Origin of the sequence: Streptomyces sp. MUSC 14 (assembly GCF_001866675.1) — a bacterium.
In the GTDB taxonomy this organism is placed as follows: Bacteria; Actinomycetota; Actinomycetes; order Streptomycetales; family Streptomycetaceae; genus Streptomyces.
In genome coordinates this window covers 141873-154656 of sequence record NZ_MLYN01000009.1, presented here as the reverse complement: position 1 = coordinate 154656, position 12784 = coordinate 141873, and the positions used below count along the sequence as shown (strand labels likewise).

General features: G+C 73.3%; 9 protein-coding genes and 1 riboswitch. All 9 genes read left to right on the top strand.

The features are described 5' to 3' along the window. Nucleotides 1-28 precede the first annotated feature (28 nt). The 9 genes from BIV25_RS05250 to cobI all read left to right on the top strand — a co-directional run bounded on the left by BIV25_RS05250 (nt 29) and on the right by cobI (nt 12761). Entirely contained in the window at nt 29-1300 is a 1272-nt protein-coding gene (locus BIV25_RS05250; protein WP_071370943.1) for an inorganic phosphate transporter, read from the top strand. Nucleotides 1301-1334: 34 nt separating this feature from the next. Further along, nucleotides 1335-1562: a hypothetical protein gene (locus BIV25_RS05245; RefSeq protein ID WP_071370942.1), complete on the top strand. Its 228-nt coding sequence runs from the start codon at nt 1335-1337 to the stop codon at nt 1560-1562. Between the two features lie 132 nt (nt 1563-1694). Next, nucleotides 1695-1837: riboswitch (cobalamin riboswitch) on the top strand. A 97-nt stretch (nt 1838-1934) separates the two neighbouring features. Further along, entirely contained in the window at nt 1935-2897 is a 963-nt protein-coding gene (locus BIV25_RS05240; protein ID WP_071370941.1) for a cobalamin biosynthesis protein, read from the top strand. After that, entirely contained in the window at nt 2894-4402 is a 1509-nt protein-coding gene (locus tag BIV25_RS05235; RefSeq protein ID WP_071370940.1) for a cobyric acid synthase, read from the top strand. Before BIV25_RS05240 ends, BIV25_RS05235 begins: the two co-directional genes overlap by 4 nt. After that, nucleotides 4399-8064 carry a cobaltochelatase subunit CobN gene (gene cobN / locus BIV25_RS05230; RefSeq protein WP_079176426.1) on the top strand — a complete coding sequence of 1222 codons (3666 nt, stop codon included), beginning with the start codon at nt 4399-4401 and terminating at the stop codon, nt 8062-8064. The genes BIV25_RS05235 and cobN overlap by 4 nt, the downstream gene beginning before the upstream one ends. Next, complete coding sequence (locus tag BIV25_RS05225; RefSeq protein ID WP_071370938.1) at nt 8061-10061, top strand: putative cobaltochelatase; 2001 nt, start codon at nt 8061-8063, stop codon at nt 10059-10061. Before cobN ends, BIV25_RS05225 begins: the two co-directional genes overlap by 4 nt. Next, nucleotides 10061-10669 carry a cob(I)yrinic acid a,c-diamide adenosyltransferase gene (cobO, locus tag BIV25_RS05220; RefSeq protein WP_071370937.1) on the top strand — a complete coding sequence of 203 codons (609 nt, stop codon included), beginning with the start codon at nt 10061-10063 and terminating at the stop codon, nt 10667-10669. The genes BIV25_RS05225 and cobO overlap by 1 nt, the downstream gene beginning before the upstream one ends. Beyond that, entirely contained in the window at nt 10666-12015 is a 1350-nt protein-coding gene (locus BIV25_RS05215; RefSeq protein ID WP_071370996.1) for a cobyrinate a,c-diamide synthase, read from the top strand. The genes cobO and BIV25_RS05215 overlap by 4 nt, the downstream gene beginning before the upstream one ends. Next, entirely contained in the window at nt 12012-12761 is a 750-nt protein-coding gene (gene cobI, locus BIV25_RS05210) for a precorrin-2 C(20)-methyltransferase (protein ID WP_071370995.1), read from the top strand. Before BIV25_RS05215 ends, cobI begins: the two co-directional genes overlap by 4 nt. The last annotated feature ends 23 nt before the right edge of the window (nt 12762-12784 follow it).

Below are 12784 nucleotides of genomic sequence, written 5' to 3'. Positions count from 1 at the left end.
CAATGACCTCGAACGATTGCCTGGGTAAATGGAAAGCTTCTCGCTGATCCTCGCGATTGTGGTGGTAACCGCACTCGCGTTTGATTTCACGAACGGTTTCCACGACACCGCCAACGCGATGGCCACCACCATCTCGACAGGCGCCCTGAAGCCCAAGATCGCAGTTGCCATGTCCGCCGGCCTGAACCTGGTCGGCGCTTTTCTGTCCGTGGAGGTCGCGAACACGATCTCCAAGGGACTCGTCGACGAGAAGGGCATCCGGCCCGAGGTCATCTTCGCCGCCCTGGTCGGCGCGATCCTCTGGAACCTGGTGACCTGGCTGGTGGGCCTCCCGTCCAGTTCCTCGCACGCTCTGATGGGCGGTCTGATCGGCGCCACGATCGCCTCGGCCGGCTTCGGTGCCGTGCACGGCGACGTGCTGGTGACCAAGGTGCTGCTCCCGGCGGTCGCCGCGCCGATCGTCGCGGGCATCGCGGCCATGATCTCCACCCGGCTGTCGTACGGCGTCGACAGCAGGACCGAGGGCAAGGCCGAGAGCGAGGCCTCCCGCAAGGGCTACCGCGTCGGCCAGATCGCCTCCGCCGGTCTGGTCTCCCTGGCCCACGGCACCAACGACGCCCAGAAGACGATGGGCATCATCACCCTCGCACTGATCGCGGGCGGCGCCATCGCCCCCGGCTCGAACCCTCCCACCTGGGTGATCCTCTCCGCCGGCCTGGCCATCGCGCTCGGCACCTACATCGGCGGCTGGCGCATCATCCGCACCATGGGCACGGGCCTGACCGACCTGGAGCCGCGCCAGGGCTTCGCCGCCCAGACCAGCGCCGCGACCGCCATCCTGGCCTCCTCCCACCTGGGCTTCTCCCTCTCCACCACGCACGTCGTCTCCGGTGCGGTGATGGGCACCGGCGTCGGCCGCAAGGGCGGGGTGGTCCGCTGGTCCACCGCGACCCGCATGCTGGTCGCCTGGATCCTCACGCTCCCGGCCGCCGCGCTGGTCGGCGCGGGCGCCGAGTCCGTCACGGACCTCGGCGACTGGGGCACCGCCGTGGTCGCCGTCTTCCTGGTCACGTCGAGCGCCGCGATCTGGAAGATGTCCCGCCGCGAGGTCGTCGACCACACCAACGTCGTCGAGGAGACCGAGGTGCCCGCCGGTGTGGTGACCACCGCCATCGCCGCGGTGGCCCCGCCCCCCTCGGGGACGATCGGCGAGGATCTGACCGCCACGATCCCCGCCCCGGCCGGCACGGAGCCCACGGCCCCCGTCGCCTCGGTCGCTCCCCCGGCCACCACCGTCTGACCCCGGCCCCCTCGGTTACCAAGGAAGCATCCCCATGAAGATCGACTGGTCGGCCATCGGCTCCGTCTTCGGCGTCAGCCTCGTGTTCACGGTGGGCCTCGTGGTCCTGTTCACCCTCGGCATCAGGGGCCTGACCCGGCGCGAACAGGCCGCGGCCCAGGGCGACTCCGCCGCCCTCGCCGTCACCGGCGCCTACGTCTGCTTCGCGGCCTGCGCGGCGGCGGTGGCGTACGGCATCTTCCTGATCGTCTCCAAGAGCTGACAGAACGGCACCGGCAAAGGCTCCCCTGCGTCCATGACGCAGGGGAGCCTTTGCCATGCCGGGCGGCCCCACGTGCCCCGCGATGTGGGGATCGGCACACTCTCCCCGTGCAGGTCAACGGCAAGTTGACGGCCGTTCCGGGCCCGTGGTGGACTGCCCGGGCCATGTACGGCGGCAGGAGAGGAAGCCGGTGCGAATCCGGCGCGGTCCCGCCACTGTCACCGGGGAAGAACCCCCGGGAGCCAGGAACTCTCACCGCCGAATCTCGTCGAACCAGGGCGCGGACACCCTGAGTGAGGACACCGATCGCCATGCCCGGCTGCCGAAGGACCCGTACCAGGCCCGCTCCCGCACCCACGGCCGGCTGAGCCCATGGGTGCCGATCGCTCCTACGCGTACGGCGCCGCCGCCGGCCTTCTCGGTGACCTGCTCCTCGGCGACCCGCGCCGTGGGCATCCGGTCGCCGCGTTCGGGCGGGCGGCCGCTGCCGTGGAAGGCGTGTTGTGGCGCGACCACCGCGGCTGGGGCACGCTGCACACCGTCGTGTGTGCGGGCGGCGCCGTCGCACTCGGCGCGGCCGCCGCACGCGCCGTACGCCCCTCCCCCGCCGCCTCCGCCGCCCTGACCGCCGCCGCCGTCTGGTCGGTCGTCGGCGGTACGTCGCTGGGCCGCGAGGCCCGCACCATCGGACGGGCGCTGGAGGCCGGTGACATCGAGGCGGCCCGCGCCCGGTTGCCCCACCTGTGCGGCCGGGACCCCCAGTCGCTGGACGCCGACGGGATCGCCCGGGCCGTGGTCGAGTCCGTCGCCGAGAACACCTCCGACGCCGTCGTGGGCGCCCTGGTGTGGGGCGCCGTGGCCGGGGTGCCCGGACTGCTCGGCTTCCGGGCCGTCAACACCCTGGACGCGATGGTGGGTCACACGTCCCCGCGCCACCGCCGCTACGGCTGGGCCTCCGCCCGACTCGACGACGTGGCCGGCTGGCCGGGGGCCCGGCTGACCGCCGTACTCGCCGCCGTCGCCGGACCCGACCCGCGCGGCGCCCTGCGCGCCTGGCGGGCCGACGCCCGCAAGCACCCGAGCCCCAACGCCGGGCCCGTGGAGGCCTCGTTCGCGGGTGCGCTCGGCGTCCGCCTGGGCGGGACGCTCTCCTACGGCGGACGGGTCGAGCACCGGCCCGTGCTGGGCGGGGACACCGGGCGGGCCGTCCGGGTCGCCGACATCGACCGGGCGGCGCGGCTCTCCCGCCGCGTCGGCCTGCTCGCGCTCGGCACCACGGTCGCCGCGCGGCTCGTCGTCAGCAGCGTCAAGAGCCCGAAGGGACGTGGGAAGTGAACGGGGGACTCCTCGTCGCCGGCACCACCTCCGACGCCGGCAAGAGCGTCGTGACGGCCGGGATCTGCCGGTGGCTGGTGCGCCAGGGCGTGAAGGTCGCGCCGTTCAAGGCGCAGAACATGTCGCTCAACTCCTTCGTGACCCGCGAGGGCGCGGAGATCGGCCGGGCGCAGGCCATGCAGGCCCAGGCGTGCCGGGTCGAGCCGACCGCGCTGATGAACCCGGTGCTGCTCAAACCGGGCGGCGAACAGAGCAGCCAGGTCGTGCTGCTGGGCAGGCCGGTGGGTGAGCTGAGCGCCCGCGGCTATCACGGCGGGCGGCAGCAGAAGCTGCTCGGCACGGTGCTGGACTGCCTGGCCGAGTTGCGGGGCACGTATGACGCGGTGATCTGTGAGGGGGCGGGCAGCCCGGCCGAGATCAATCTGCGCCGGACCGACATCGTGAACATGGGGATCGCGCGGAACGCGCGCCTGCCCGTGCTCGTGGTCGGCGACATCGACCGCGGGGGCGTCTTCGCCTCCTTCTTCGGCACCGTCGCCCTGCTCTCGCCGGAGGACCAGGAGCTGGTCGCCGGGTTCCTGGTGAACAAGTTCCGGGGGGACGTGAGCCTTCTGGAGCCCGGGCTCGACATGCTGCACGGCCTGACCGGCCGGCGGACGTACGGCGTGCTCCCCTTCCAACACGGCCTCGGCATCGACGAGGAGGACGGGCTCCGCGTCTCGCTGCGGGGTGCGGTACGGGAGTCGAACGTCATCGAGCCCCTGGGGGAAGACGTACTGCGGGTCGCCGTCTGTGCCGTTCCCCTGATGTCCAACTTCACGGACGTGGACGCGCTCACCGCCGAACCGGGCGTCGTGGTGCGGTTCGTGGACCGCCCGGAGGAGCTGGCCGACGCCGACCTCGTCGTCGTCCCCGGCACCCGCGGGACGGTCCGGGCCCTGGAGTGGCTGCACGAGCGGGGGCTCGCGGACGCGCTGCGCCGCAGGGCCGCCGAACACCGGCCCGTCCTCGGCATCTGCGGCGGCTTCCAGATCCTCGGTGAGCACATCGAGGACGAGGTCGAGAGCCGCCGGGGGCGGGTCGAGGGCCTCGGGGTGCTGCCCCTAAGGGTGCGGTTCGCCCCCGAGAAGACCCTTGCCCGGCCGGAGGGGGAGGCACTCGGCGAGCGGGTCGAGGGGTACGAGATCCATCACGGGGTCGCCGAAGTGACCGGCGGGGAAGCCTTCCTGGACGGCTGCCGGGCCGGGCAGACCTGGGGCACCCACTGGCACGGCTCGCTGGAGTCGGACGGCTTCCGGCGGGCCTTCCTGCGCGAGGTGGCCGCCGCCGCGGGCCGCCGCTTCGTGCCCGCGCCGGACACCTCCTTCGCCGCGCTGCGCGAGGAGCAGCTCGACCGGCTCGGCGACCTGATCGAACAGCACGCGGACACGGACGCGCTGTGGCGGCTCATCGAGTCGGGCGCGCCGCAAGGACTGCCTTTCATTCCACCGGGAGCGCCCGCATGAGCACAGTGTTGTTGTTGTCCACCGCCGACACGGACCTGCTGGCGGCCCGGGCCTCCGGCGCGGACTTCCGCATCGGCAACCCGACCCGGGTGGACGTCCGGCAGGAGCTGCCGCGACTGCTGGACGGCGCGGACCTCGCCGTCGTACGGCTGCTCGGCGGCAAGCGGGCCTGGGAGGACGGGCTCGCCGCGCTGAAGGCGGCCGGGATCCCGACGGTGCTGCTGGGCGGCGAGAGCGTACCGGACGCGGAGCTGATGGCCGAGTCCTCGGTGCCGGCCGGTGTGGTCGCGGAGGCGCTGAAGTACCTGGTCGAGGGCGGCCCGGCGAACCTGCTGGAGCTGTCCCGGTTCCTGTCGGACACCGTGCTGCTGACCGGCGAGGGCTTCGAGGAGCCGCGGAAGATGCCGGAGTACGGCGCCCACGGCTCGTACGCGGCACGGGACGGCCGCCCGACCGTGGGCGTGCTCTTCTACCGGGCGCACGAGCTGAGCGGCAACACCGCCTTCGTGGACACCCTGTGCGAGGCGATCGAGGCGGAGGGCGCGAACGCCCTCCCCGTGTACTGCGGTTCGCTGCGCGGCGCGGACGCCGGGCTGTACGAGCTGCTGGGCAGGGCCGACGCGCTGGTCGCGACCGTACTCGCGGCGGGCGGCACGCACGCGTCGCAGGCCTCGGCGGGCGGCGACGAGGAGTCCTGGGACATCGGCGCCCTCGCCGACCTGGACATCCCGGTGCTGCAAGGGCTCTGCCTCACCTCGTCGAAGAAGGCCTGGGACGAGTCGGACGCCGCCCTGTCCCCCATGGACGCGGCGATGCAGGTCGCCATCCCGGAGTTCGACGGCCGGCTGATCACCGTGCCCTTCTCCTTCAAGGAGCAGGGTCCGGACGAGGTCCCGGTGTACGTCGCCGACCCCGAGCGGGCCGCGCGCGTGGCCGGAATCGCCCTGCGGCACGCCCGGTTGAAGCACAAGCCGAACGCCGAGAAGAAGATCGCGCTGGTCTTCACGGCGTACCCGACCAAGCACTCGCGGGTCGGCAACGCGGTCGGTCTGGACACGCCCGCGTCGGCGGTGCGGGTGCTGGACGCGTTCCGGGACGCCGGGTACGGGCTCACCGAATACCCCTCCGAGGGCGACGAGTTGATCCACCGGCTCATCGAGGCCGGCGGTCACGACGTGGAGTGGCTGACCGAGGAGCAGCTGGCCGCCGCGCCCGCGCGGGTGCCGCTGGCGCACTACCGGGCGTGGTTCGAGAAGCTCGACCCCGGCCTCAAGGGGGCCGTGACCGAGGCGTGGGGCGAGCCGCCGGGCAGCCTGTACGTCGACGGCGAGGACATCGTGCTGGCGTCCCTCCGGTTCGGGAACGTCGTCGTCATGATCCAGCCGCCGCGCGGCTTCGGGGAGAACCCGATCGCGATCTACCACGACCCCGACATGCCGCCCTCGCACCACTACATGGCGGCGTACCGGTGGCTGGAGGCCGCGCCGTCGGAGGGGGGCTTCGGCGCGGACGCGATCGTGCACATGGGCAAGCACGGCACGATGGAGTGGCTGCCGGGCAAGGGGCTCGGGCTCTCCGGCGGCTGTGCCCCGGACGCCGTCCTCGGGAACCTCCCCCTCGTCTACCCGTTCATCGTCAACGACCCCGGTGAGGGCACCCAGGCCAAGCGGCGCGGGCACGCCACGGTGGTCGACCACCTGGTGCCGCCGATGGCCCGCGCCGACACCTACGGCGACCTGGCCAAGCTGGAGCAGCTGCTCGACGAGTACGCGCTCGTCTCCGACCTGGACCCGACCAAGGCCCCGGCCGTGCGGGCGCAGATCTGGACGCTGGTCAAGGCGGCCGAGCTGCACCACGACCTGCATGTGGACGAGCAGCCGGACGACGACGCCTTCGACGAGTTCGTCATGCACATCGACGGCTATCTGTGCGAGATCAAGGACGTGCAGATCCGCGACGGTCTGCACGTCCTGGGCGGCGGTCCGGTCGGCGAGCCGCGCGTGAACCTGGTACTGGCCGTGCTGCGGGCGTCCCAGGTGTGGGGCGGGCAGGCGAACGCCCTGCCGGGCCTCCGGGCCGCTCTGGCCGCTCACTTCGGGCTGGTCGAGAAGGAGCTGCTGGCCGAGCCCGGCGCGCCGGTGAAGGTGCCGGCGGAGCTGACGGACCTGGCCGCCGGTCCCTCCCGGACGGCCGCCGACGCGATCGACCTGCTGGAGCAGCTGTGCCGGGGGATCGCGGAGGGGATGGAGGCGCGGGCGTGGGACCGTGCGGTCGTGCCCGCCGTGCTGCGGGGCGTGCTCGGCACCGAACTCCCGGACGCCGTCCGGGTGCTGGAGTTCGCGTGCGACGAGGTCGTACCCCGGCTGGCGCGCACCACGGACGAGATCGGGCACATCCTGCGGGCGCTGAACGGCGGTTACGTCCCGGCGGGCCCGTCGGGTTCGCCGACCCGCGGCCTCGTGAACGTCCTGCCGACCGGCCGTAACTTCTACTCGGTCGACCCCAAGGCCATTCCGTCCAGGCTGAGTTGGGAGGTCGGGCAGTCGCTCGCCGACTCGCTGGTGCAGCGGTACCTCCAGGACACGGGCGCGTACCCGAAGTCCGTCGGCCTGACGGTCTGGGGTACCTCCGCGATGCGCACCCAGGGCGACGACATCGCCGAGATCCTGGCGCTGCTGGGCTGCCGCCCGGTGTGGGACGACGCCTCGCGCCGGGTGACGGGCTTCGAGATCGTGCCCCCGGCGGAGCTGGGCCGGCCGCGCATCGACGTCACGGTCCGGATCTCCGGCTTCTTCCGGGACGCGTTCCCGCACGTCGTCGGCCTGATCGACGACGCCGTGCGGGCCGTGGCGGAGCTGGACGAGCCCGCCGAGAGCAACTACGTGAAGGCGCACGCCGACGAGGACACCGCCGAGCACGGCGACCGGCGCCGCGCGACGGCCCGTGTCTTCGGTTCGAAGCCGGGCGCGTACGGCGCCGGTCTGCTCCCGCTGATCGACGCCCGCAACTGGCGCTCCGACGCGGACCTCGCCGAGGTGTACGCGGTCTGGGGCGGCTACGCCTACGGGCGCGGGCTCGACGGGCGGGCGGCGCGCGGCGACATGGAGACCGCGTTCAAGCGGATCGCGGTGGCGGCGAAGAACGTCGACACCCGCGAGCACGACCTGGTCGACGCGGACGACTACTTCCAGTACCACGGTGGCATGGTCGCCATGGTCCGGCATCTGACCGGCGCCAACCCCGAGGCGTACGTGGGTGATTCGGCCGTACCGGACCAGGTGCGGACGCGGACGCTGGGCGAGGAGACGCACCGCGTCTTCCGGGCCCGGGTGGTCAACCCGCGCTGGATGGCGGCCATGCGCCGGCACGGCTACAAGGGCGCCTTCGAGATGGCGGCGACCGTGGACTACCTGTTCGGCTACGACGCCACGGCCGGTGTGGTGGACGACTGGATGTACGAGAAGCTCAGCGCGGAGTACGTCTTCGACCCGGAGAACCGGGACTTCATGAAGAAGTCCAATCCGTGGGCGCTGCGGGGCATCACCGAGCGGCTCCTGGAGGCCGCGGACCGGGGCCTGTGGGCCGAGCCGGACGCGGACACCCTGGAGCGGCTGCGCGCCACCTACCTGGAGCTCGAAGGCGACCTGGAGGGAGACCAGTGAGCACCCCCTTCCCCTTTACGGCCGTTGTCGGCCAGGACGATCTGCGGCTCGCGCTGCTGCTGAACGCGGTCAGCCCCGCCGTCGGCGGTGTACTGGTGCGCGGCGAGAAGGGCACGGCCAAGTCGACGGCCGTACGCGCCCTTTCGGCGCTGCTGCCCGAGGTGGCCGTCGTCGCCGGCTGCCGGTTCTCCTGCGACCCGGCGGCACCGGACCCGGGCTGCCCCGACGGCCCGCACGAGCCGGCACCGGGTACGGCACGGCCGGCGCGGATGGTCGAGCTGCCCGTCGGCGCCTCCGAGGACCGGCTGGTCGGCGCGCTCGACATCGAGCGGGCGCTCGCGGAGGGCGTGAAGGCGTTCGAGCCGGGCCTGCTGGCCGACGCGCACCGGGGCATCCTGTACGTCGACGAGGTCAACCTCCTCCACGACCACCTGGTCGACCTGCTGCTGGACGCGGCGGCGATGGGCGCCTCGTACGTGGAGCGCGAGGGCGTCTCCGTGCGGCACGCGGCCCGGTTCCTGCTCGTCGGCACGATGAACCCGGAGGAGGGCGAGCTGCGCCCGCAGCTGCTGGACCGGTTCGGGCTGACCGTGGAGGTCGCGGCCTCCCGCGAGCCCGACCAGCGGGTGGAGGTCGTACGGCGCCGGCTGGCGTACGACGACGATCCGGCCGGCTTCGCCGCGCGGTGGGCGGACGAGGAGGCCGCCGTACGGCAACGGATCGTCGCCGCACGGGAGTTGCTGGCGCAGGTGCGTCTCGGTGACGGTGCGCTGCGGCAGATCGCGGCGACCTGCGCGGCCTTCGAGGTGGACGGCATGCGGGCCGACATCGTGATGGCGCGTACGGCGACGGCGCTGGCCGCGTGGGCCGGGCGGACGGATGTGCTGGCGGAGGACGTACGGCAGGCGGCGCTGCTCGCGCTGCCCCACCGCAGGCGCCGCAACCCCTTCGACGCGCCCGGTCTGGACGAGGACAAGCTGGACGAGACGCTGGAGGAGTTCTCCGGCGAGTCCCCCGAGGACGATCCGGACCCCGACGGTCCCGGTGGGGGCGGTGGCCGGCCGCAGCCCGACCCCGGTCCGCAGGGGGGCGGGGACGCGTCCGCGCGCCCGGAGGCCGGCGAGGACGGGGAACCGCAGGCGTCCGGGTCGGCCCGGGAGCAGTCGGCCGTACGGGCCGCGGAGCCGTTCCGCACCAAGGTGCTGAGCGTGCCCGGGATCGGCGAGGGTGCCGCCGGGCGGCGCTCGCGGGCGCGGACCGAGCACGGGCGGACCACCGGGTCCCGGCGGCCGCGGGGCGCGCTGACCAAGCTGCACCTGGCCGCCACCGTGCAGGCCGCGGCCCCGTACCAGCGGGCGCGCGGCCGGTCCGGGCCGGGGCTGGTGATCCGCCGGGACGATCTGCGGCAGGCGACGCGGGAGGGGCGCGAGGGCAACCTCGTGCTGTTCGTGGTCGACGCCTCGGGCTCGATGGCGGCGCGGCAGCGGATGGGCGCGGTGAAGGGCGCCGTGCTGTCGCTGCTGCTGGACGCGTATCAGCGGCGGGACAAGGTGGGGCTGGTGACCTTCCGGGGCTCCGGGGCGGACGTGGCGCTGCCGCCGACCTCGTCGGTCGACGCGGCCGCCGTGCGGCTGGAGTCGCTGCCGACGGGCGGTCGTACGCCGCTGGCGGCCGGGCTGCTGAAGGCGCACGAGGTGCTGCGGGTGGAGCGGCTGCGGGATCCGGCGCGCCGGGCGCTGGTGGTCGTGGTGACCGACGGGCGGGCGACGGGCGGCCCTGAACCGGTGGCGCTGGCGGGGCGGGCGGCGCGGCTGTTCGCGGCCGAACAGGTCGCCTCGGTGGTCGTGGACTGCGAGTCGGGGCCGGTCCGGCTCGGGCTGGCCGGGCAGCTCGCGGGTGAGCTCGGCGGTACGGCGGTCACGCTGGACGAGCTGCGGGCGGACTCGATCGCCGGGCTGGTCAGGGATGTGCAGGGGACGTCGAGGAGGGCCGCGTAATGCCGCAGGGACAGCCGAGTGTCGTGCCGGACGACGGTCTGACGACGCGTCAGCGACGGAACCGGCCGCTGGTCGTCGTGCACACCGGCATCGGCAAGGGCAAGTCCACCGCCGCGTTCGGGCTCGCGCTGCGCGCCTGGAACCAGGGGTGGCCGATCGGGGTGTTCCAGTTCGTCAAGTCGGCGAAGTGGAAGGTCGGTGAGGAGAACGCGCTGCGCGTGCTCGGCGCCTCCGGCGAGGGCGGCACCGTCGACTGGCACAAGATGGGCGAGGGCTGGTCGTGGGTCCAGCGGGACATCCAGGGGGACAACTTCAGCAACGAGGAGAAGGCGCGCGAGGGCTGGGAGCAGGTCAAGCGGGACCTGGCGGCCGAGACGTACCGGCTGTACGTGCTGGACGAGTTCGCGTACCCCATGCACTGGGGCTGGGTGGACACCGACGAGGTCGTGGACGTGCTGCGGAACCGGCCGGGCACCCAGCATGTGGTGATCACCGGGCGGAACGCACCCGAGAAGCTGGTGGACTTCGCGGATCTCGTCACGGACATGTCGAAGGTCAAGCACCCCATGGACGTGGGGCAGAAGGGCCAGAAGGGCATCGAGTGGTGAGGTCGTCGGTGCCACGGCTGGTCGTCGCCGCGCCCTCGTCGGGCAGCGGCAAGACCACCGTGGCCACGGGGCTGATGGCCGCGTTCGCCGCGCGGGGGCTCGCCGTGTCCCCGCACAAGGTCGGACCGGACTACATCGACCCCGGGTACCACGCGCTCGCGACCGGCCGGGCCGGGCGGAACCTGGACGCCTACCTGTGCGGGCCGGAGCTGGTCGCTCCGCTGTTCCTGCACGGGGCGCGGGGCTGCGACCTGGCCGTGGTCGAGGGCGTGATGGGGCTGTACGACGGGGCTGCGGGGGAAGGCGAGCTGGCCTCCACCGCCCATGTCGCGAAGCTGCTGCGGGCGCCGGTGGTGCTGGTGGTCGACGCGTCGTCGCAGTCGCGGTCGGTGGCGGCGCTGGTGCACGGGTTCGCCTCGTGGGATCCAGAAGTGCGGGTCGGGGGGGTGATCCTGAACAAGGTCGCGTCCGACCGGCACGAGGAGCTGCTGCGGGAGGCGTTGGACGCGGCCGGGGTGCCGGTGCTGGGTGTGCTGCGGCGGGTTCCTCAGGTGGACACGCCGTCGCGGCACCTGGGGTTGGTGCCGGTTGCCGAGCGGCGGGCCGGGGCCGTGGACGCGGTGGCGGCGATGGCCTCTCAGGTCGAGCAGGGGTGTGATCTCGAAGCCCTGCTCGGACTGGCCCGCAGCGCGGGCACCCTGCCAGGCGCTCCGTGGGACCCGCCCCTCACCACGACAGGCAGGCGTACGGTGGTCGCCGTCGCGGGCGGTCCCGCCTTCACCTTCTCCTACGCCGAGCACACCGAGCTCCTCACCGCCGCAGGCGCCGAGGTCGTCACCTTCGATCCGCTGCGGGACGAGCAACTGCCCGAGGACACCGCCGGGTTGGTGATCGGCGGCGGGTTTCCCGAGGTGTACGCCGGTGAGCTGTCCGCCAACGAGCCGCTGCGGAAAGCCGTGGCGGAACTGGCGCTGCGCGGTGCCCCGGTCGCGGCCGAGTGCGCCGGACTGCTGTACCTCTGCCGGGAGTTGGACGGCCGGCCGATGTGCGGGGTGCTCGATGCCACCGCGCGGATGTCGGAGCGGCTCACCCTCGGCTACCGGGACGCCGTGGCCGTCGGCGACAGTGTGCTGGCCGCCGCCGGGACGCGGATGCGGGGGCACGAGTTCCACCGCACGGTCGTCGCGCCGGGTGCCGGTGCGGCTCCCGCCTGGGGGGTCAGGACGCCCGTACGGCGGGTGGAGGGTTTCGTACAGCGAGGTGTGCACGCGAGTTATCTGCACACGCACTGGGCGGCCGAGCCCGGTGTGGCCCATCGGTTCGTGGAGAGGTGCCGGACGTCATGAGCAGCAGGCTGATCGGAGTCGGGGTCGGTCCCGGTGACCCGGAGCTGGTGACGGTCAAGGGGGTCAACGCGCTGCGTGCGGCCGATGCCGTCGTCGTACCCGTCATGGCTGCGCCTGACGGAAAGGACGGGGGCGAGCCGGGGCGAGCCGAGGCGACCGTGTTGCACTACGTGCCCGCCGAGAAGGTCGTCCGGGTGGTGTTCGCGCTGAACGAGCGGAGCGACCGCGCGCGCCGGGAGGCGGCCTGGGACGCGGCGGGCGAGCGGGTGGCCGAGTTGCTGCGGGCACACGGCTGCGTCGCCTTCGCCACCATCGGCGATCCCAACGTGTACTCGACGTTCACGTATCTCGCGCAGACCATCGTGGAGCTGGTGCCGGACGTGGTCGTGGAGACCGTGCCCGGGATCACCGCGATGCAGGATCTCGCGGCGCGCTCGGGAGCCGTGCTGACCGAGGGCACCGAGCCGCTGACCCTCGTGCCGGTCACGGCCGGGTCCGCCGTGCTCAAGGACGCGCTGGCCGGGCCGGGGACGGTCGTGGCGTACAAGTTCGGCCGGCAGGCCGCCGAGGTCGCCGAGGCCCTCACGGAGACCGGGCGGATCGAGGACGCGGTGTGGGGTTCGGCGCTCGGGCTGCCGGAGGAGTCGGTGCGGCCGGCCGCCGAACTGGACGGGGAGCCGCTGCCGTACCTCTCCACACTGATCGCACCACCACGCCGCGACGACGGCCGGGGCGGCAAACTGTGACCGCGTCGGCCGGCCTCCGTCCG